This window comes from Rheinheimera sp. SA_1 (assembly GCF_001669775.1).
Classification (GTDB): Bacteria; Pseudomonadota; Gammaproteobacteria; order Enterobacterales; family Alteromonadaceae; genus Pararheinheimera.
This window is the reverse complement of the sequence record NZ_LXWK01000011.1, coordinates 245,646-263,898: the sequence shown is the minus strand read 5'-3', so window position 1 is coordinate 263,898 and position 18,253 is coordinate 245,646. Positions and strand designations below refer to the sequence as shown.

Here is an 18,253-nt window from a genome sequence, read left to right as displayed (position 1 = left end):
TAAAGTACAGGGTACAAGCGATGACAACTGCAACGAATCATTACGACGCTATCGTGGTCGGCTCCGGTATCAGCGGTGGCTGGGCGGCAAAAGAACTGACTGAAAAAGGTTTAAAAGTACTGCTACTGGAACGTGGTCGCGATATCGAGCATATCAAAGGCTACACCAACGCCTTTAAAGAAGCCTGGGATTACCCACACCGCGACCGGCCAACCGAACAGAAAAAGCAAGATTATCCGGTGCTGAAACGGGATTATCCGCTGAATGAAAGTACCTTTGGCATGTGGGCGAATGAAAAAGAAAACCCTTATGTCGAGAAAAAACGTTTTGATTGGTATCGCGGTTATCACATGGGCGGCCGTTCGTTATTGTGGGGTCGCCAGAGTTATCGTTTAAACGAAGCCGATTTTGAAGCCAACGCTAAAGAAGGCATCGCCGTTGACTGGCCTATTCGTTATGCCGACTTAGCGCCCTGGTACGATTATGTTGAACGTTTTGCCGGCATTTCCGGTAATCGTGATGGTTTAGATGTGCTGCCCGATGGCCAATATCTGCCGGCCATTGATTTAAATATTGTCGAAAAAGACGTCGCGGCGCGGATCAAAAAAGCCTATGGCGGCTCACGGCATTTAATTATTGGCCGTACCGCCAATATCACCAAACCGATGCCAGAGCAAAACCGGGTCAATTGCCAATACCGGGCAAAATGCTGGTTGGGCTGTCCGTTTGGCGCTTATTTCAGTACCCAATCCTCGACTTTGCCGGTCGCAATGAAAACCGGCAATTTAACGGTGCGTCCGTATTCGATTGTGACGCAAGTGCTGTACGACAAAGACAAAAAACGCGCCCGTGGCGTGGAAGTGATCGACAGCGAAACCAATCAGACCGTTGAATTCACCAGCAAAATCATTTTCTTAAACGCATCGTCATTTAATTCGACCTGGATCTTAATGAATTCCGCCACTGACGTCTGGGAAGGCGGCCTAGGTAGCAGCAGCAACGCGCTTGGCCGTAACGTAATGGATCACCATCTAAACGCCGGTGCCTGGGGCGAGGTTGAAGGTTATCAGGACAGCTATTATTCCGGCCGTCGCCCGACCGGTTTTTACGTGCCGAGGTTTCGCAACTGGGGCGGCGATAAACGCGATTATCTGCGTGGTTTTGGTTATCAAGGCGCAGCGAGTCGCGAAAACTGGCGCCGTGATGTGGCTGAACTGAGTATTGGTGCTGATCTCAAAGCAGCACTGACGGAGCCGGGCCGCTGGACCATCGGCATGGGTGGTTTTGGTGAAATGTTGCCGCATCACGACAACCGGATTTTCCTTGATCGTACGGTGAAAGATAAATGGGGTTTACCGGTGCTGGCGATGGATGTTGAGCTTAAAGACAACGAAATCCGCATGCGTAAAGACATGATGAACGATGCGATCGAGTTTTTTGAACAAGCCGGCATCAAAAATGTGCAGGGCTATAACGGTGATTACGGCCCGGGCATGGGCATTCATGAAATGGGCACAGCCCGGATGGGCCGGGATCCTAAAACCTCAGTGCTGAACGGCAACAATCAGGTGTGGGATGCACCCAATGTGTTTGTTACTGACGGTGCTTGTATGACGTCGGCATCCTGCGTCAACCCGTCGTTAACCTATATGGCCTTAACCGCGCGCGCTGCCAATTTTGCAGTCGAAGCGCTGAAAAAAGGGGAGCTGTAACATGGAACGTCGTGAACTTCTGAAAATGATTGCTGCGGCCACCGGTATGGCGTTTGTCGGCGGTGAAGTCTGGGCTGCCGGGTTAACCACACCTGCCACCGCCGGTAGCAAAAGCTCATTCAGCACCAGCGATATTGCGCTGCTGGATGAAATTGCCGAAACCATCTTACCTAAAACGTCCACACCAGGCGCGAAAGACGCTGGTTGTGGCGCGCAAATGGCAGTGCAAATTACCGACTGCTATAACGCGACGGAACAAGGCTGGTTTGTTGATGGTTTAAAGCAATTACGTGCCCGTAGCCAACAAGACTACAAGCTTGATTTTATGCAGCTTTCCAAAGAGCAACGGCATCAGTTGTTGGTGAAACTAGATGCTGAAGCCAAAGCGCGTAATGCCGAAATTTATGCCTCTGCCAATGACAGTACCAATTCCCGTAAGAAAAGCAGCGCCAATGCTGGTAAATCGGTCGCCGATAACACACCGCACTATTTTACCCTGTTCAAGCAACTGACGTTGTTTGTGTTTTTTACCTCAAAAGTAGGGGCGACCGAAGTGCTACGTTATTCGGCAATTCCCGGAAAATATGAGGGGGCGTTGCCGTATAAAAAAGGCGATCGTGCCTGGGCGACCTAAAGCGACCAAAAGCCGACGAACTTTTTCTGACCGAATATAGGTATGTTACTAATGATCAATAACAAAACTTTTGTGCTAAGCCTGTTGCTATGCGGCAACGCGCTGGCCAGTGAATTTCCAACTGCGGCTGAAATCGCTGCGATGACCGAGCAGCAGCGTCATGCATTGGCAGCAAAAACTGAAGTCTGGACCCCAGTGCCTGCAGTGGTAAAAGTTGCCGACGCGCAGCCACCGCAAGTAGCACCATCGGATGCACTGGTTTTATTGGGCGCAACCAGCGCTGATTTGGCGCAGTGGCGCTCAGTCAACAATGGTAAAGCAGCAGAATGGACGCTTCAAAATGGCGAAATGACGGTGAAACCCGGCACCGGCGATATCCGGACGGTCGAGAATTTCTGTGATATTCAGCTCCATTTGGAATGGCGCACCACCAAGGCTGATCCGGCTAAAACCGGTCAGATGCGCAATAACAGCGGGATTTTCCTGCAGGAAAAATACGAAATTCAGATTTTAGATTCGTACCAGAATGCTACTTATCCGAATGGTCAGGCCGGTGCGGTTTATAAACAAACCATACCGCTGGCTAATGCGATGCGCCCGGACGGGCAGTGGCAGCAATACGACATTATTTACCGCGCACCACGTTTTGAAGGAGACAAGCGCTTGTCGCCAGGTTTTGTCACAGTGCTGCATAACGGCGTACTACTGCAAAACCATACCGAAATAGCGGGGACTACTGAATGGATTGGCCCGCCGCAACAACCAGCCCATGGCTGCGCACCGCTGAAGTTGCAGGATCATGGTGATAAAGTGAGTTTCCGGAATATTTGGCTGCGTAAGTTAGATTAAGCTGTTGGCTGGCCTGTATGCGCAACAGCGCAGGCCAGCAATGTATTGCCACAATGACCCATTTTCACTGACGTTGTTTAGACAACGTCAAACCGCCGTAGCCGCGACCACCTACTTTTTGAACATCCCAGCCGCAATGTTGCACGCCGACAGCTTCCCATTGACCACATGCATTGATCTGCCTGGATAATTGCGCGCGAAATGGCTAACGCTTAATGTCTGAAGCCGAAGGTCGTCCAGATTAGCCATTGGTTCCACTAACCTTCTCCCTTCATTTTCCTAAAGCACAACCTATGTTGCTTAGCGTACCGAACAAGTCGCCGCAGGTGACTAACCTGAGGGTCTGTTTGGCACAGTGAACGCCCGCGCCTAAACCACAGCCAACTCATAATCCTTGACCGGCCAGTGGCAACAACGGGGTTTTCCAAAAAGGGATCCTTATGAAATGCCTGTTTCTGACCTCTAGCCCTGGTTATGGCCATACCGGCGCCGCTGAAGCCATTGATCTGGAACTGCGCCGCCAATATCCGGCGGTTGAAACTGCATATCTGGACATTACCAGTCTGTTGGACCCGCAGGTCAGTGCGGCGATCCAGGATGGTTATCTACGAATGACCGCCGAGCAACCGGCGCTTTATCAAAAGTTGTACGACATGGATCAAAGCTTTTACCAGCAACTGGCGGGGAAAACTGCGGCCGATCAACAGCTGGTGGATTTTCTGGAGGAACAACAGCTGCGCTCGTTTCCGGAAGTGGTTGAGCGCTCGCATTTTTCACTGCCGGAACGTTATAAAAGTTTGGATAGTGCGTTGTTGAATACTTTAATCAACAGTATTTGTAACCGGCATAAAATTCCGGCCGGACGCTTGCTCACCCAAGGTCTGCTGGTGTTGATTTACAACTTGCTGGCGACACGCTTGCGAAAATATGTTCAGGAATATCAACCTGATGTGCTTATCGCAACCCAGATGTATCCGAACACTTTGTTGTCGCATTCGATTAAAAAAGGGCTGATCCAACAGCCGGTGATCGGCGTCTTAACCGATTACGGCGTGCATGGTGTGTGGGTGCGCAATACCACTGATTTGTATTGTGTCAGCCATGCAGACGTGGCGAAAGAATTGCAAGCTCAAGGCATCGCGGCCGATCGGATCCATGTTACCGGAATTCCGTTAGTGCCGGCATTTTCCAATCTTCCCAGTCAGTTACAGGCGCGCGCACAACTTGGTCTTGCTGCCGGTCCGACCGTGCTGATCACCGGTGGCCAGTGCAGCATCGGCGTGGTGGTGGCGGTACAGGCGCTGTTAAATGACCAGCATCATGCTTATCAAATTTTGGTGGCCGCAGGCTCCAACACAGTCGATGTTGCGGCTTTACAGCAGCTGGCAACACGTTATCCCCAGCGTTTTAAATTGTATGGCTGGTGTGACGATCTCAGCCAGTTGATCTGCGCCGCCGATGTGGTTATTGGCAAGCCGGGCGGTTTGACCTTGAGTGAAACCCTGGCCTGTGGCAGGCCTTTTATTGCGACCTGCTGTCTCGGTGGGCAAGAGGCGCATAATGTGCAGTTCCTGCAAACGAAACACGTCGGGCTGCAAGCTGAACTGGCGCAATTACCGCAGGTGTTGGACGATTTATTCAGTCATAGCGGGCTGCTGCAGCAAATGAAAAAAAATGCCAGTCAGCTCGGCCGGCCGGATGCCGCGACGGCAGTGGTGGCGCAATTGTCCAGCCTTATCGCGCAGGATGAAGTGCTGCAGATAAAACTGGCGAGTGCTTTTTGATGGACAAAAGCAGCTGGTTTTATCAAGTGATGTGTTGGTACGACGGCTATTGGCGCCGCCGGAATGGTGTAGAGAAATTCGATGAATTATTGAGTTTTTCGTTTGAACAATACGCTGGTGAGCGGCGGTTGATGAATGATCAGAGCTGGGTTGAACCCGGCGACTGGTTAGCGATCCTGCATTTTAATCGTGAGTGTTTTGTAAGCATTTCGGCAAATCCAAAAGATAAGCTTCGCAATGCCTTACGTTTTAGGAAGCAGTTACTGTTGTCTTTCAGCCACTTGGCAAAAGATCTGACTGCCAGCGAAAAATTCGGGCGGGTGAAAGCTTTTCATGGCGTCAGTTGGATCCCGCCCCATGGCGAAAAGCTGGGGTTTCTGATCGAGCGACTGCCGGACTCCCCCCTGAGTCGGCTGCGAAAAATCTATTTCAGCATATTGATCAAAACGTTTTTTCCCCATCTGGTTGCTGCCGAAAAAAACCGCATTCAACCGCACGCTTATTGGCTAACCCGCCAAAGTTTATTGAACAATTTTGCAGCGGAGGCTCAAGATGAGTATCAACTTCAGCAAAGCTAGTTTGCCGCTCAGATCTTACTTTGGGCATATATCTACACCAGAGACAATTGCTTACGGCAAATTGCAGGTGGTACCACTACGCAGATTACCTGCCGAAGAGGTGGGTGTTATTGCGCCTAATTCTACCCGTGCAATTTGCCTGACTTTTGATGATGGTCCGGATCCAATCTACACACCAAAGATCCTGACAGTGCTGGGCGATTATAAGGCAAAAGCGACTTTTTTTGTGGTGGGGGAAGCAGCACGGCAGTTTCCGCAGCTGATCGAGCAAATCCTCAAAGCGGGGCACGCTATTGGCAATCACACCCATAGCCACCAGCATCCCTGGTTGATGTCAGCCGCGCGAGCCAGGCAGCAAGTGATCCAGGCAAATCAGGTGCTTCAGGATATTACCGGCGAAGCACCACGCTGGTTTCGGCCGCCTTTTGGGCGCTTACGAGCAGCCATGCAACAACAAGCGCAGACCGAGCAGCTGACCACGGTATTGTGGAGCCGCAGTATGATGGATTGGGGAGGTTACGGCACCAAAGCCGGGATCAGCAGACGCCTTGCTGCGATAACAGCAGGCGATATTGTGCTGCTACACGATGGCCGCCCCGATCATAATTGCCCGGGTATGACTTATCAATGCTTGCCGCAATTTCTGCGGACACTGGCGGATAAATCCATGGTTGCATGCAGTTTGGATCAGGTTTTTTTGGCGGATTAGTGTGGAGATAAGTTGTGGGGGCAGCCCCTATTTTTTGCAGATGGAGCGATGGTAATAGGGTAATATCATGGGTACTGAATAAACACATTCTCAAGATGTAGCTCTGGTAAAGGTCAAACCATGCTTAAAACCGCTGTCATTGGCTACGGGCTGTCGGCCCGCACTTTTCATCTGCCGTTTATCAAACTACAACCTGACTTGGAACTCGTCGCCATCAGCAGCAGCCAGCCAGAACTGGCGATTGATTATCCGCATCTTACACATTACCCGGATGCCAACGCGCTGATAGCAAATAGCGATGCCGAGCTGGTCGTGATCACGTCCCCCAATCACAGCCATTTCCCACTGGCCAAAGCCGCGCTGCAGCAGGGCAAACATGTGCTTTTGGAAAAACCGCTGGTGCTCAGTAGTGAAGAAGGCCAGCAACTGGCTGCGATTGCAAAACAAAGCGGCCGTAAGCTCGCGGTCTATCATAACCGCCGCTTTGACGGGGATTTTTTGACGCTGCAGCAACTGCTTAAAAGTGGCGAACTTGGCAGCATTCATTATTTCGAATCACATTTTGACCGCTTCCGGCCCGAACCACGCGCCCGCTGGCGGGAACAAGCCGGCCCTGGTAGCGGCATTTTATGGGACTTAGGCCCGCATTTAATCGACCAGGCGCTTTGTTTATTCGGCATGCCGCAGGCCATCACAGCCACCTGCCGCACCTTGCGCCCCGGCGGCGAAAGCACCGACTATTTCCACCTGCAACTGCATTACCCCGACAAAGAAGTGGTGCTGCACTCCAGCCCATTTTGCGCCAGCCCAACCATGCGGTTCATGTTGCAAGGAACAAAAGGCAGCTACCAAAAATCCAACCTTGATCCACAAGAAGATGCACTGCGCGCCGGACAAACACCTGGTGGCGCAGGCTGGGGCTTCGAGGCCAGCCAATATCACGGCGAACTAGCGACAGCCGATAGCCGCCTTAGTTATCCGACACTTGCTGGCAATTATGCTTTGTTTTACCAGCAATTAGTTGCTGCGCTGTTGCATGATGCTGAGTTGCCGGTACCGTTGGAGGATGCTTTGGCTGGGATCCGGTTGATAGAATTGGCGGTTAATAGTTCGGAATTGGGGCGAAGCGTTGAGGTGCTTGGTTCAGTTGGGCAATGATGTGTGGGACAGTGTATTTTAGGCGCTAAAGAAGTAGATTTTTGGTGTGGCAATGTGCGAGTTGGCTGAAACAGAAAAATATGCTGGTTAAGGTTGTGGTGTTGGTCGCGCCAATGGATATTTGGTTCGAATCAACGCTTCTACTGTCTGCCATTCATGCGGCGGGAAATACTGTTGATAGCTTTGATATAACGCTTGTTGTAAAGCTTGGTTTTCAAGAGCTTTATTTATAAATTCAATGACTTGCTTTCCATGCTCGGTTGGGTTGCAGACTAAATATCCTTCGAGGATAGGGGGCTGCCCAACGATTTGCACCACCGAATAAAGTGTTGGTACAGGTTGCATTTTGTTTAGATAATCAATTCTTACACTGTAATCCACCAAAGCGTCAATACGGCCTTTTTGTAACATTTGCCAAAGTTTTACATTAACATCTTCACCTGATAGTTGATAAATCTGGCCGGGGTGTTTAAGCAGCAGCTGATCTAACATAGCGCCATAACTTCGCCCCCCGGCGATACCTAGTTTTAATCGTTTTGATGAAGCCAACCACTGCGCAAGATCAACAGGCTGTGTCTGATCGTGTGTCCCCATCCGAATTAGTCGTAATGATGGCGAGATATTAAATGGTTTGTCACTGAATATGAGTTGGGCAAGTCGTTGTGGTGTTTTCATCTTATTGATAGAGCAATAGCCTGGTTGTTGTACCAGTTCCATGCTTCGTTGCAAACTAACATGTTCTTGGCTGACTTCGATTGCCGAACCTAGAGCTTGTTGCACTAAATTCCAATGCTGCATATGCAGGGTGTTAGCTTCTGAATTTTTCGCACTGAATTCGAGTAACAGTGTCACTTTTTGCACCTGCGGATCCGGTAATGCAGGCGCAGCCACCAAAACCGATGAAAAGAGTCCGCACGTCAAGCTGGCAAAAATTTTGCGCATCTAATCAATTCCTCTAATAGTGTGCTTTGCAGCCAAACGCATTAATTGTAGATAATTGCTCAAAAATAAAACCTATCATTCAGCTGCAAACAGTCGCTGACTATTCATCGACATTAACCTTTTGGTATTGCGGACATCCGGTCTACAGGGCCGCTGTCGCAAACATCTTATGTTCCGCATGTCTGTATTATAAAACTGACATGCTGGATATTGTATCGATGTACGCATTCAGTACCAGTGTCGTTTATATTACAGACGTTCGCTTGGCAAAATCAGTTCTTCAGGTGCCATGTCAGACAAAAGTTGGTAAGGGAGGTGCAGATGTGTGGTCGATTAAATGTCACAGATAATCCGCTGGTGATCGCGCTGCTGGAAGGCTTAGGCATGCCGTTAAGTTTGAGGCCGGGGGCGCTGCGCACTGGGCGGTTTATTCGTGCGACCAATACCATTTCGATAGTGCTGGAACACCAAGGGCAACGCCGGTTGCAGGACGCTGTTTGGTGGTTATTGCTGGAACCGACCGCAACCGGCTTTAAACCGTCGCAATACACCTCTTTTAATACCCGCTCCGACAAACTTCATACCAAAGGCAGCGCTGGTTATATTCCTTTCAGGCAACAGCGTTGCATAGTGCCGGCAGCCGGTTTTGGCGAAACCGAGTTGATCGACGGCAAATCGGTGTATCACGACTTTATAGGCGAGCAGGCTATTGCTTTTGGTGGTTTGTATCGTACCTGGCTCAATAAAGACACCGGTGAACTGACGTATTCCTGTTCCATCATCACGCTACCGCCACACCCAAAACTGCTGCCTTACCACAGCAAAGCGATGCCGCTGATATTGCCGCCCGAGCAGTTTGATTTGTGGTTGTCGCCCCAGCAGCAGGATGTATCCGTATTTGCGCCGTTATTACAACCGGTATTGCGGCAAAACTTGCACGGTTTTCAGATTGATAAACCCAGTAGTTACCGGCAAGTAGGGCGGGAATTTCAGTTAGTGGCGGATGTGGGTTGAGTTACGGGGAATAGATTGGTTTTGCAGCTTAGTACGACAACTTGATCCGTAAATTGTACTGAACTGCTAACCCAGCTTGCATCATCGTTGCAAATTTAGAAAGAGAGGTTTGCACAGACCACCTGCGGTGGTTGGGGGATTTGAACCCATATTTTCCATAGTATCATCAGTCATTTATTCTTATGTTGAATTGTGTTTAGCCAATTGCATGCTTCAATGAACTGGTCATGTTGTTTAGAACAACTATACCATGCCTTTCAGCGTCCAGCATCTTAAGTGGCTCACCGTTGCTATAAACTGCAGCAGCAGCAGCAACTTCTTCAGGCCTGAATCGAACAATATGCTCGATCTCTTTTACTTGAATATTGAAATGCTCTAACCCTGTTCTAAACTTTACTTTCAACCAATTTAATAAGCCCCATGGCCATCCACTAGCTTCGACGCGTGGCTTAAAAGAACTTTCGTCAATCAAATCTACCCCTAGGGACTCTAAAGTAGCCAATACAAAAGTAGCACATGTAAGGCCTTCACCGGCAGCTGTGCGGATAAATTTAGCACCTTCAAAATATTTGGCTTGGCGAAATAAAATAGAATAGGGTATTCCGTCGGTGTTGAATGTTCCGAATGCATGCAACTGCACACTTAAAGCGTCTAATTCAATCTGCGACATCGATGATAGAGCCGTTAGAATTACAGAATCAAATTGGTCGTAATTAGGAACGTCAAGTAGAGGTGTATTGTGCATTGGTTGATGAAGTAATACATGCGCCCCCCCATATTCATCTGTGCATTTTAGTAGGAAGGCAATATGTCTGTGGTTTCCACAATCTTGAAGCCATATGGCAACGTTAGATACCGAATTTACAGTATCTTCCGTTGCCAAAATTGTTTTAAGCCGTACATCAGTTGTTTCGCGCATTAATTACTTCCGTGTTCTAAATCCCTAAGTTCTTTAAATTCCTTTAAAGATCTGAACAGGGTCGTATCCAAGCTTACGGAGCGTTGATTCCGCGTTATATTTTGCAAGAGCCCAAAATTTAAGACCCGAATTACAACGCTTAGTCGACTTTATAACGCTAATTGCTGATATTTCACCAGCCTTATCAAAATCAATCTTGCGAAGAATTGAATCAACAGCATTGATATCAAACTTGCTAATTTTGTGCTCAATAGCATGCATTAAAATACTTGCCGCTGATTTTTTGTCATATACTGCTTTATCATATATTTTTTCAAACATATCCTTGTAATCTTTATCTTCACTTTTTTCAATAGTTCTTTGCGCAGAAACGTTGCTTAGCTCCGATATGTAATCACTATTTTTATCTTTTCTATAACTTGAACTAACAAAAAACATTGCCCCCTGAGTCGGATAAGTACTGACACTGGATTTTCCACGAACTCTAATTGCTAATGAATTGGAGTGACAAATAATAAAATGCCCAGAATATTCAGTGTCGGTAACTTTGTCTAATTGACGAATTTTCGACTTCAGTGTTGCAATTTTTCCTAAACTTTCTGTGTTGTCATGTTCTGCTTTTTTTGCAGTGACATGCTCGAATTCAGCATAAGACGCAAAATATAAACTGCTTCCGGTTTGAGATGTTGCATAATCAGCGGTCAGCATAATTAAATCTCTTTAAGTTTATCAATTAAAGATGGAAGGATTTTTCCAATAGAAAGTTCTAAACCTGCTTCTGTACTATTGTCTATTTCTCTTCGGCAAAAATAACTATTACTCTTTGATTCAAATGATTCATTAATGCTTTTGATGTAGAGTATTGCAGCTGAATATTTATTTATATAGTTAAATTTCAATGCACCTATACCATCAATTTCATATTCTTTGGGTGTATTTGCCTGAAACGAAAAATCTGACCATTCGTTATCAAATTTGATAAAAGGAAGTAATTTAGATAACATTTCATAACCGGCTTTTACACTGTCAACTGGGTTAATTAAAACAGTTCCTAATGCAAATCTAACAAAATTGTCTTCATCTTTTGTTACTAAAGAGTTCCATCGTTCAATAGACTGAATAAACTTTGGAAGCATTTCGGAAACAGTACCCATACAGAAACTATCAAACACGTCGATCGACGTTGGTGTCAAAGATTGTTTGGAACTCCTCAATAGAATATCAATTCTATCGCCCAGAACTTTAAGCTCTAGAGTGTTGTTATCACAATCTCCAGTTACAACGAACTCTCCCGTTTTAACCTTTTTAGATACTTCTTGAATCTCACCTTCTGGAGATAGCATCTGCCACCAAGTTTCCAACTCCTCGATTTGGTACTCTTTTGACGTAAATACAGTGAATCTGAGGTGCTCAACTTTCCATTTTTCGAAGCTGGTAATTGACATTTAAAACTCCGTTTTGAATTTACCATAGCTCTATGTAAATCTGATTAGTAAATTATACTACATCGGTCGTGTTTTGAAGCTATTTGTATACGTATTTACAACCGATAAACGATTTGCACTAGTTGTGCAAGTCTTTAAACGCACTTGCGCGTAAATTAGATTAATTTTTAGCACTAATGATTGTGAGTGAAAGAGATCTAAGGTGTAGGATCTAGAGGTTTTCCTTTGCTAGCCATATTGCTAAATAACAGAAAAAACCGCAACTGATGCAAAATCAAATATTCTAAATCTGTTAACTTCAAATCCTGATCATCATGTAGGGCAGTCTCCCTAAAACCTGTCATTTTCTTCAGGCAGTCTGCAATTTCCACAGAGATTAATCCAGCTTTTGCTATCCGGTTGTAAACATCGTAATAGCTTTTTGGAACTCCAAGGTTGCCACCTCACTCGAGGCCACCAACCCGCCTAAAGGCGGGAAGGTGGTCTCTCGACTCGGCGGCTTCATTGCAATTTTCCATCGCACATTGCGAGTAACTAAGGGCATTGCACGACATACCAAACCGAATATCGTGGGCTTTCGCAGTTCCAGATAATGATTGAGCTGGCAGCTCTGGATCTCGCCGCTGTCGTAGTCGATGGTTTCGGTAGTGCGAATTTCGTAATAGGGGCTAATCAGATGTTCTTTGCGTGGTGTATCTACCGCGTTCATAGCTAAACAGAACGCTGCCCAGTTCGACGAATCGGCGGCAGCGTGGGCGCTGTTCAGTTCATCCATCGGGGTTTCACATTGTTTGATGCGGCGAAGTTCGCGCCAGACGGTGACACTAGGGCCACCAATTTGCTGAAACTGGCGAATGCTCGCGGCTTTTGACCATGCGTTGATTCGGGCTGCGACTAAATCCGATGGCTGGCCGCTGGTGTCAGTACCTACTGCAAAACCGTCGATGTTTTTGGCTATGTATTTGGCGATATATCCGGCGGCGCTGCCTTTGGCGGGGTCAATATCGATAAATTTGACCCGATACTGCTTTGCGCCTTTTTCATCCGGTGAATCTTGCAGGCCGTAGTGGGTGATCACTTCTTTAAAATGTTTGATTTGATCACATGGCATAAACAGCAATAAATGCCAGTGCGGGGTGCCATCGTGGTGCGGTTCTACTACCCGAAAGCCATAGGGCTTAATTTCGTCGCGGTCGAACTTGGCGCGGCATAGCTGCCAAACATGGTTTAGATAATCCTGTGCATCGTTGATGCTAGAGCCGTCATAGGCTTGGTTCGGAATGCCGGTGGCATTGGTAGCGTGCATCCGTGACGGCGTAGTCAAAGTGACAAATACCGCCGCATGCTGGCAATACTGGGCGACTTCTTCAAAACCGCGAATTCTGACCATTAGTTCATGACGGCGGATCACTGGATTACTGATGTTGTGCGCGGCAATTTCTGAAAGTGGAATACTGAAGCCTTCGTCATTTTGCAGATAGGTGTTTTGCATGTATTGCTGACTAAGCAGCTGATTTTGCCGATGGCGATTGAGCGATACATCACCGCAATAAACAGCGCGGCGTTTCGAGACATAACCTAATGCCCGTTCCACTTGGTTAATCAGCGATGCAGTTTTGCGGCGAATACGGCGCAGCCAGAATTTGGCATCTTGCAGCCGGTTTTTAATTTCCAGTTCGGTGTATGCGAGCTTGCCCAGTTGGTACTTTTGAAAATGGTCGATGGCGTTGTTCAGTTCGGCCGCTTTGCAAAAGTCAGCCTGTTTAATGGCGAAGTCTTCTAGCCTGGCATGGTCGATTGAGAAATCTAAATCATCAACTACCATCGCCTGATGAATGGTGTTCAGTAAATACAGAGCGTGGTTTTCTTCAACCAGTTGCTGATCTGCGAGGTATTTTTTCAGAATGTCGCGGCTGGTAAAACTCGCAGGGGAGGGTAACTTGTGGCAAAAGTTGGTGCTGGGATGACAAAAGTTGGCACTGGAGTGACAATTTCCAGACGTGTCTGGAGTGCTGTAGCCAAATTGATTGGCTGCTCGATGGAGTTTTAAGTTGTTGAATTTAGAGAGAATTTGAGAAGCGGCGCAGCTTGCGCCGCTCTCATTTGTGGTGGAGCTGGGGGGATTTGAACCCCCGTCCGAAAAACCTACGTCTTCAGTACTACATGCTTATCCATTCATTTAGTTGACCCTATGAGCGCCGAATGGCAGGCTCTCGTCGGGCGAGTCCGATTGGTTTTAGCATCTTGGCTACGGACGAAGCCGCCATGCGATCCTAATTAGGGTGATCTTCCAGAGTCTCAGCTTATAGGCATGCGTGAGGGGAAGAGCTCTCTACTGCTTATTAGGCAGCGAGTGCGTATGTTTCGTCGTTTGCGACTACTTTTTTGCGGCTTTTTACGAGGCCAACCGCCCCTCGGCATGCACTTAGGAGTTCGAGTATCCCGTCGAATCCAGTATCAGCCCCGAATTCTTCGTGAAGCGAACGCTTCAGTAACGTGGGCATTCTACGCCCTGACGTTGAGTGCGGCAAGCAATGCTTGGAGGCTTTGCTGCTTTGTTCACCGTCTTTTTACTAAGTGGCGATTGTTTCGCCAGTTTCAAGCATTACCCTGCAAATAAAACAAACTTTTGCGGATTAACGCTTGGAATGTTTCATCATCCGTTCTTTTTCGCGTGACCAGTCGCGGTCTTTCACGTCGTCGCGTTTATCAAATTCGCGTTTACCTTTAGCCAGGTAAAACTCAAGTTTGACCCAAGGACCTTTCCAATACATCGAAGTGGCGATTAACGTAAAGCCATCACGCTCGGTGGCGCCAATCAGCTTGTTTAATTCGCGTTTGTTCAGCAGCAGTTTTCGTGACCGCTCTGGATCACAAACCACGTGGCTGGACGCACTATTCAGTGGCGTAATAATGGCGCCAAACAGGAATGCTTCGCCGTTTTTGATTACGACGTAAGAATCGGAAATATTGACTTTTCCGACCCTGATACTTTTGATTTCCCAGCCTTGCAATGCCATACCGCCTTCAAAGCGGTCTTGCAGGAAATAGTCGTGCCGGGCTTTTCTGTTGGAGGCAATCGTGCCGCCGTCATTGGATTTACTTGTTTTTTTACTCATGCTTGCTCAAGGTATGCTAAGTGGGGCTATCAGAATGAATGCTTTGGAATTGCCCGTGAAACTTGTTACAGGCGCTGATTCTGCTACAATCGGCGCCTGATTCAGGGGAGTGAGTATGCCACAAATTGAACGTAGCGCGCTGGTTTTTTACAGTGCCCGTCAGATGTTTGAGTTGGTCGCCGATGTGCCTTCTTATCCGCAGTTTTTACCAGGATGCAGCAAGTCTGCGGTGTTGTCTTTTGATGGCAAAGTACAGACTGCCACCCTCGAAGTTTCCAAAGCCGGGATTGGCAAAAGCTTCACCACCCGAAATACTCTCATTCCGCATGAGCGACTGGCGATGGAGCTGGTCGACGGCCCGTTTAAATTTTTACGGGGGGGGTGGCAGTTTATGCCGCTGAATGAACAGGCCTGCAAAGTGGTGCTGGCGCTGGAGTTTGAGTTTTCCAGTAAGTTGGTCGAATTTGCCTTTGGTAAAATTTTTAATGAACTGACGCTGGCGATGGTGCAGGCGTTTACTGAACGCGCTAAACACATTTATGGAGATCAACATGGCTGAACAACTGTCGGTGGAAGTCGCTTTTGCGTTGCCGGAGCGGCAAAGCCTGTTGAGTTTGTCGGTGCCTGTTGGTTCAACGGTGCTGCAGGTGATCGAAACTTCAGGAATTTTAACCACTTACCCTGAAATAAAACTGGATGTGAATAAAGTTGGGATCTGGAGTCGCACCGTCAAATTGGATGAGTTGGTGAAAAATGGCGACCGGATTGAAATCTACCGGGCGCTGATTGCCGATCCAAAAGATATGCGCCGCCGTCGGGCTGAAAAAGCCAAAGAAGAAGGTCGGGCCGATAAAACGACCGGTGGCCGGCCGCAGCATTAACGACGTTGATGCCAATTCTATTTAAAACGATCAGGCACAAAAAAGGGTATCGCCACCTGGTGGGATACCCTGATACTAATCCGCTAATCCGCTAATCCGCTAATCCGCTAATCCGCTAATCCGCTAATCCGCTAATCCGCTAATCCGCTAATCCGCTAATCCGCTAATCCGCTAATCCGCTTCAGCTGATGCTGTTATTGATCCAGCGCGGTATTAAATTGGGCTGGTGTTTCGAAATCACCGGTCATTTGCGCCAGCTTATTGTCGGCGAAAGTCAGCACCAGTTTTTTCTCGAAATGTTCGCCGTTGCCACGTTTTAAGGCATAAAAGTAATGCCAAACGTCATTGTCGAAACTATTTTCTGCCACCGGGTTGCCAAGCACAAACTGCACTTGCTCTTTGGTCATTGCGATCCGCAGTTTGTCGATGTCTTTTTGTTCCAGAAAGTTGCCTTGTGGCACATCAATCCGGAAAATCCAGTTACTGCAAGCTGATACCGATAGGGCGCAACTTGCGGCAATCAGCCATTTGCTGATTGATTTTGAGAATACAGCTGCCATAACACTCTTCATTTTTTAAGTTAGGCTTGCATCATACCGCAAGCAATAGGAGGTTTAAAACCCTTCATCCTTGAAGATTCGGGGTTGTTGGCCGCCTTCACGCACCCCAGTCACATAGAACAGCTATGCTCCTGGGGATTTGTTCAGTTGCCGCCTACCCGAATCGTCAATGATTTTGGGTTTAAAACCCTCCTTCTGACCTAAGGGGTACATAAAAGTTCGCGGGCGTTGGCGATAGCACTGGCACTGACATTTTCACCGGCCAGTAACCGGGCAATTTCCTGCACTCTTTCATCGTCGTTCAGGTTACGCATCCGGGTTTCGGTATGAATACCATCGGTATATTTTTCGACATACATTTGCTGATGGCCCTGGCTTGCCACCTGCGGCAAGTGGGTGACACAAATAACCTGCGTCGCGCTGCCAAGTTGCCGTAACAACCGGCCGACACCCGCAGCGACAGGTCCGCTGATGCCTACGTCCACTTCATCAAAAATCAGCGTTGGGGTGGTGACTTTATCTGCGAGGATCACTTGTACTGCCAGGCTAATCCGTGAAAGTTCACCACCAGAAGCCACCTTATGCATCGGCTGCAATGGCTGGCCTGGGTTGGTGCTGACAATAAATTCAATATGATCAAGACCCTGCGCATTAGCTTTATCCAGGGCCAGCGTCTGTACTTCAATCTGGAATCTGGCGTTGTGCATGCTTAAATCGGCCATGCTGGCTGCTATTTTACAGCTAAGTTCCAGCGCAGCTTGTTGCCGTTGTTCGGTGAGCGTCGCTGCTGTCTCGCTGTACTGACGAGCCGCTTGTGCTATGGCCAGATCCAGTTCGTTCAGGCGTTCATCATCTCCGGCCAGCTGCAGCAGTTGCGAACTTAAATGCTGATGGTGCAGTGCAAGCTGGTCATTCGGAACCTGATGTTTGCGGCTTAAGGTCAGCCATTGGCCTAACCGGTTATCAATTTCGCTGAGCCGCTCTGGGTCAATATCAACCCGTTCGCCATAACGGCGTAATTCACGGCTGGCTTCATCCACTTGTACCAAGGCTTCCTGCAACATCTGGTCGACACTGCCAAGCTTTGAGTCTATTGCACAAGCATCGGAAATTTGATGCGCGGCCAGTCGAAGCAAGCTGAGCACATTGCCATCGTCACTGTCGCTGAGTAATTGCAGGCATTGTTGGCTCGACTCAATCAGCTGTGCACTGTGGCTCAACCGTTGATGTTCGTTTTCCAAAGCGGAAAATTCGTCGGCTTGTGGTGCAAATTGATCAAGTTCCGCCACCTGATATTCCAGCAGTTGCCGCTGTGCTTCGCGTTGTTGCTGGGATTTTTGTAGTTCCTGATATTCCTGCTTCAATTGCTGCCAGCTTTTCCAATGTTGTTTGACGCTGGCGAGCAGGGCGGGGTGATCGGCAAAGGCATCCAGCAACTGGCGTTGATGATCGGATTTTAATAACAGTTGATGCGCGTGCTGACCGTGAATACTCAGTAGCAGCTGGCCTAACAGTTTAAGTTGTTGTGCCGGCACCTGCACGCCGTTGATGTAACCGCGGGAGCGGCCTTCGCTGCCGACGACACGGCGGACGATACATTCGTTGCCCATCGCCAGATCCTGGTTTTGTAGCCAGTGCTGCGCTGCAGGTAAATTACTAATATCAAAGGTTGCGACAAAATCGGCTTTATCGGTGCCCGGTCGAACGACAGTGCCATCGGCGCGTTCACCCAGACATAATGCCAAAGCGTCCAGTGAAATGGATTTACCGGCGCCGGTTTCGCCGGTGATAGTGGTCATGCCGGCGTGCCATTCAATTTCCAGCGCCCGGACTATGGCAAAATTGCTGATATGCAGATGGGTTAACATGAAGGCCTCCGGGCAAAACTACTGGATAAAATTCATGACTGTGAATTTATACAGTAATTGCGCGACTGGCAAGGCTCGAAA

The 18,253-nt window shown here is 48.2% G+C and carries 19 protein-coding genes and 1 other RNA gene; 10 read left to right on the top strand and 10 right to left on the bottom strand.

The features are described 5' to 3' along the window. Window positions 1-20 precede the first annotated feature (20 nt). From A5320_RS02330 to A5320_RS02300, 7 genes are all read left to right on the top strand, one after another. Complete coding sequence (locus A5320_RS02330; RefSeq protein WP_068060403.1) at window positions 21-1,712, top strand: GMC oxidoreductase; 1,692 nt, start codon at window positions 21-23, stop codon at window positions 1,710-1,712. A gap of 1 nt (window position 1,713) precedes the next feature. Further along, window positions 1,714-2,346, top strand: a complete 633-nt coding sequence (locus A5320_RS02325) for a gluconate 2-dehydrogenase subunit 3 family protein (protein ID WP_068060400.1) — start codon at window positions 1,714-1,716, stop codon at window positions 2,344-2,346. Between the two features lie 51 nt (window positions 2,347-2,397). Next, complete coding sequence (locus A5320_RS02320) at window positions 2,398-3,195, top strand: 3-keto-disaccharide hydrolase (protein WP_068060397.1); 798 nt, start codon at window positions 2,398-2,400, stop codon at window positions 3,193-3,195. Window positions 3,196-3,635: 440 nt separating this feature from the next. Then, window positions 3,636-4,979, top strand: a complete 1,344-nt coding sequence (locus A5320_RS02315; protein ID WP_068060394.1) for an MGDG synthase family glycosyltransferase — start codon at window positions 3,636-3,638, stop codon at window positions 4,977-4,979. Next, window positions 4,979-5,557, top strand: a complete 579-nt coding sequence (locus tag A5320_RS02310) for a YkoP family protein (RefSeq protein ID WP_068060391.1) — start codon at window positions 4,979-4,981, stop codon at window positions 5,555-5,557. Before A5320_RS02315 ends, A5320_RS02310 begins: the two co-directional genes overlap by 1 nt. Then, window positions 5,532-6,266, top strand: coding sequence for a polysaccharide deacetylase family protein (locus A5320_RS02305; protein ID WP_068060387.1), 735 nt, complete (start codon window positions 5,532-5,534; stop codon window positions 6,264-6,266). Before A5320_RS02310 ends, A5320_RS02305 begins: the two co-directional genes overlap by 26 nt. 120 nt (window positions 6,267-6,386) lie before the next feature. Next, on the top strand, window positions 6,387-7,424 hold the full coding sequence (locus A5320_RS02300; RefSeq protein ID WP_068060384.1) for an oxidoreductase: 1,038 nt from the start codon (window positions 6,387-6,389) through the stop codon (window positions 7,422-7,424). Between the two features lie 87 nt (window positions 7,425-7,511). Here the strand turns inward: A5320_RS02300 and A5320_RS02295 are convergent, their stop codons facing one another. Beyond that, the gene (locus A5320_RS02295) at window positions 7,512-8,366 is read right to left on the bottom strand and encodes a transporter substrate-binding domain-containing protein (RefSeq protein WP_068060381.1); all 855 of its coding nucleotides are present in this window, start codon (window positions 8,364-8,366) and stop codon (window positions 7,512-7,514) included. Window positions 8,367-8,687: 321 nt separating this feature from the next. Here A5320_RS02295 and A5320_RS02290 point away from each other — a divergent pair, with 321 nt between their 5' ends. Further along, complete coding sequence (locus tag A5320_RS02290) at window positions 8,688-9,380, top strand: SOS response-associated peptidase (protein ID WP_068060378.1); 693 nt, start codon at window positions 8,688-8,690, stop codon at window positions 9,378-9,380. Between the two features lie 196 nt (window positions 9,381-9,576). Here A5320_RS02290 and A5320_RS02285 read toward each other — a convergent pair whose 3' ends face one another. From A5320_RS02285 to smpB, 7 genes are all read right to left on the bottom strand, one after another. Continuing rightward, window positions 9,577-10,299: a hypothetical protein gene (locus A5320_RS02285; RefSeq protein ID WP_068060376.1), complete on the bottom strand. Its 723-nt coding sequence runs from the start codon at window positions 10,297-10,299 to the stop codon at window positions 9,577-9,579. Window positions 10,300-10,332: 33 nt separating this feature from the next. After that, window positions 10,333-11,007 carry a hypothetical protein gene (locus tag A5320_RS02280; protein WP_068060373.1) on the bottom strand — a complete coding sequence of 225 codons (675 nt, stop codon included), beginning with the start codon at window positions 11,005-11,007 and terminating at the stop codon, window positions 10,333-10,335. Between the two features lie 2 nt (window positions 11,008-11,009). Then, window positions 11,010-11,744 (bottom strand): hypothetical protein, encoded by a 735-nt coding sequence (locus tag A5320_RS02275; protein WP_068060370.1) that lies wholly within the window; start codon window positions 11,742-11,744, stop codon window positions 11,010-11,012. 197 nt (window positions 11,745-11,941) lie between these two features. Further along, a complete protein-coding gene (locus tag A5320_RS22400; RefSeq protein WP_331712106.1) occupies window positions 11,942-12,121 on the bottom strand; it encodes a hypothetical protein in 180 nt (59 codons plus the stop codon). Window positions 12,122-12,135: 14 nt separating this feature from the next. Further along, the gene (locus A5320_RS02270) at window positions 12,136-13,569 is read right to left on the bottom strand and encodes a replication endonuclease (RefSeq protein ID WP_068060367.1); all 1,434 of its coding nucleotides are present in this window, start codon (window positions 13,567-13,569) and stop codon (window positions 12,136-12,138) included. Between the two features lie 281 nt (window positions 13,570-13,850). Next, window positions 13,851-14,209, bottom strand: a transfer-messenger RNA (tmRNA) gene (ssrA, locus tag A5320_RS02265). Between the two features lie 171 nt (window positions 14,210-14,380). After that, a complete protein-coding gene (smpB, locus tag A5320_RS02260; protein WP_068060364.1) occupies window positions 14,381-14,863 on the bottom strand; it encodes an SsrA-binding protein SmpB in 483 nt (160 codons plus the stop codon). Window positions 14,864-14,978: 115 nt separating this feature from the next. Between smpB and A5320_RS02255 the strand changes: the two genes are divergently transcribed. Further along, window positions 14,979-15,422: a type II toxin-antitoxin system RatA family toxin gene (locus A5320_RS02255; protein WP_068060361.1), complete on the top strand. Its 444-nt coding sequence runs from the start codon at window positions 14,979-14,981 to the stop codon at window positions 15,420-15,422. After that, window positions 15,415-15,744 carry an RnfH family protein gene (locus tag A5320_RS02250; protein ID WP_082971486.1) on the top strand — a complete coding sequence of 110 codons (330 nt, stop codon included), beginning with the start codon at window positions 15,415-15,417 and terminating at the stop codon, window positions 15,742-15,744. Before A5320_RS02255 ends, A5320_RS02250 begins: the two co-directional genes overlap by 8 nt. A 194-nt stretch (window positions 15,745-15,938) precedes the next feature. On the opposite strand, the gene A5320_RS02245 is transcribed toward A5320_RS02250, so the two are convergent. Next, window positions 15,939-16,304, bottom strand: a complete 366-nt coding sequence (locus A5320_RS02245; RefSeq protein WP_068060355.1) for an outer membrane protein assembly factor BamE — start codon at window positions 16,302-16,304, stop codon at window positions 15,939-15,941. Window positions 16,305-16,504: 200 nt separating this feature from the next. Further along, window positions 16,505-18,172, bottom strand: coding sequence for a DNA repair protein RecN (gene recN / locus A5320_RS02240; protein WP_068060352.1), 1,668 nt, complete (start codon window positions 18,170-18,172; stop codon window positions 16,505-16,507). Window positions 18,173-18,253: the final 81 nt, after the last annotated feature.

Bases quoted from the DNA above. Each gene is read 5' to 3' on its own strand.
- A5320_RS02245 (WP_068060355.1), bottom strand. From the start codon at position 16,304: ATGGCAGCTGTATTCTCAAAATCAATCAGCAAATGGCTGATTGCCGCA.
- A5320_RS02315 (WP_068060394.1), top strand. From the start codon at position 3,636: ATGAAATGCCTGTTTCTGACCTCTAGCCCTGGTTATGGCCATACCGGC.
- A5320_RS02280 (WP_068060373.1), bottom strand. From the start codon at position 11,007: ATGCTGACCGCTGATTATGCAACATCTCAAACCGGAAGCAGTTTATAT.
- A5320_RS02270 (WP_068060367.1), bottom strand. From the start codon at position 13,569: ATGGTAGTTGATGATTTAGATTTCTCAATCGACCATGCCAGGCTAGAA.
- A5320_RS02305 (WP_068060387.1), top strand. From the start codon at position 5,532: ATGAGTATCAACTTCAGCAAAGCTAGTTTGCCGCTCAGATCTTACTTT.
- A5320_RS02300 (WP_068060384.1), top strand. From the start codon at position 6,387: ATGCTTAAAACCGCTGTCATTGGCTACGGGCTGTCGGCCCGCACTTTT.
- A5320_RS02330 (WP_068060403.1), top strand. From the start codon at position 21: ATGACAACTGCAACGAATCATTACGACGCTATCGTGGTCGGCTCCGGT.
- recN (WP_068060352.1), bottom strand. From the start codon at position 18,172: ATGTTAACCCATCTGCATATCAGCAATTTTGCCATAGTCCGGGCGCTG.
- A5320_RS02295 (WP_068060381.1), bottom strand. From the start codon at position 8,366: ATGCGCAAAATTTTTGCCAGCTTGACGTGCGGACTCTTTTCATCGGTT.
- A5320_RS02255 (WP_068060361.1), top strand. From the start codon at position 14,979: ATGCCACAAATTGAACGTAGCGCGCTGGTTTTTTACAGTGCCCGTCAG.
- A5320_RS02285 (WP_068060376.1), bottom strand. From the start codon at position 10,299: ATGCGCGAAACAACTGATGTACGGCTTAAAACAATTTTGGCAACGGAA.
- A5320_RS02290 (WP_068060378.1), top strand. From the start codon at position 8,688: ATGTGTGGTCGATTAAATGTCACAGATAATCCGCTGGTGATCGCGCTG.
- A5320_RS02310 (WP_068060391.1), top strand. From the start codon at position 4,979: ATGGACAAAAGCAGCTGGTTTTATCAAGTGATGTGTTGGTACGACGGC.
- A5320_RS02325 (WP_068060400.1), top strand. From the start codon at position 1,714: ATGGAACGTCGTGAACTTCTGAAAATGATTGCTGCGGCCACCGGTATG.
- A5320_RS02275 (WP_068060370.1), bottom strand. From the start codon at position 11,744: ATGTCAATTACCAGCTTCGAAAAATGGAAAGTTGAGCACCTCAGATTC.
- A5320_RS02250 (WP_082971486.1), top strand. From the start codon at position 15,415: ATGGCTGAACAACTGTCGGTGGAAGTCGCTTTTGCGTTGCCGGAGCGG.
- smpB (WP_068060364.1), bottom strand. From the start codon at position 14,863: ATGAGTAAAAAAACAAGTAAATCCAATGACGGCGGCACGATTGCCTCC.
- A5320_RS02320 (WP_068060397.1), top strand. From the start codon at position 2,398: ATGATCAATAACAAAACTTTTGTGCTAAGCCTGTTGCTATGCGGCAAC.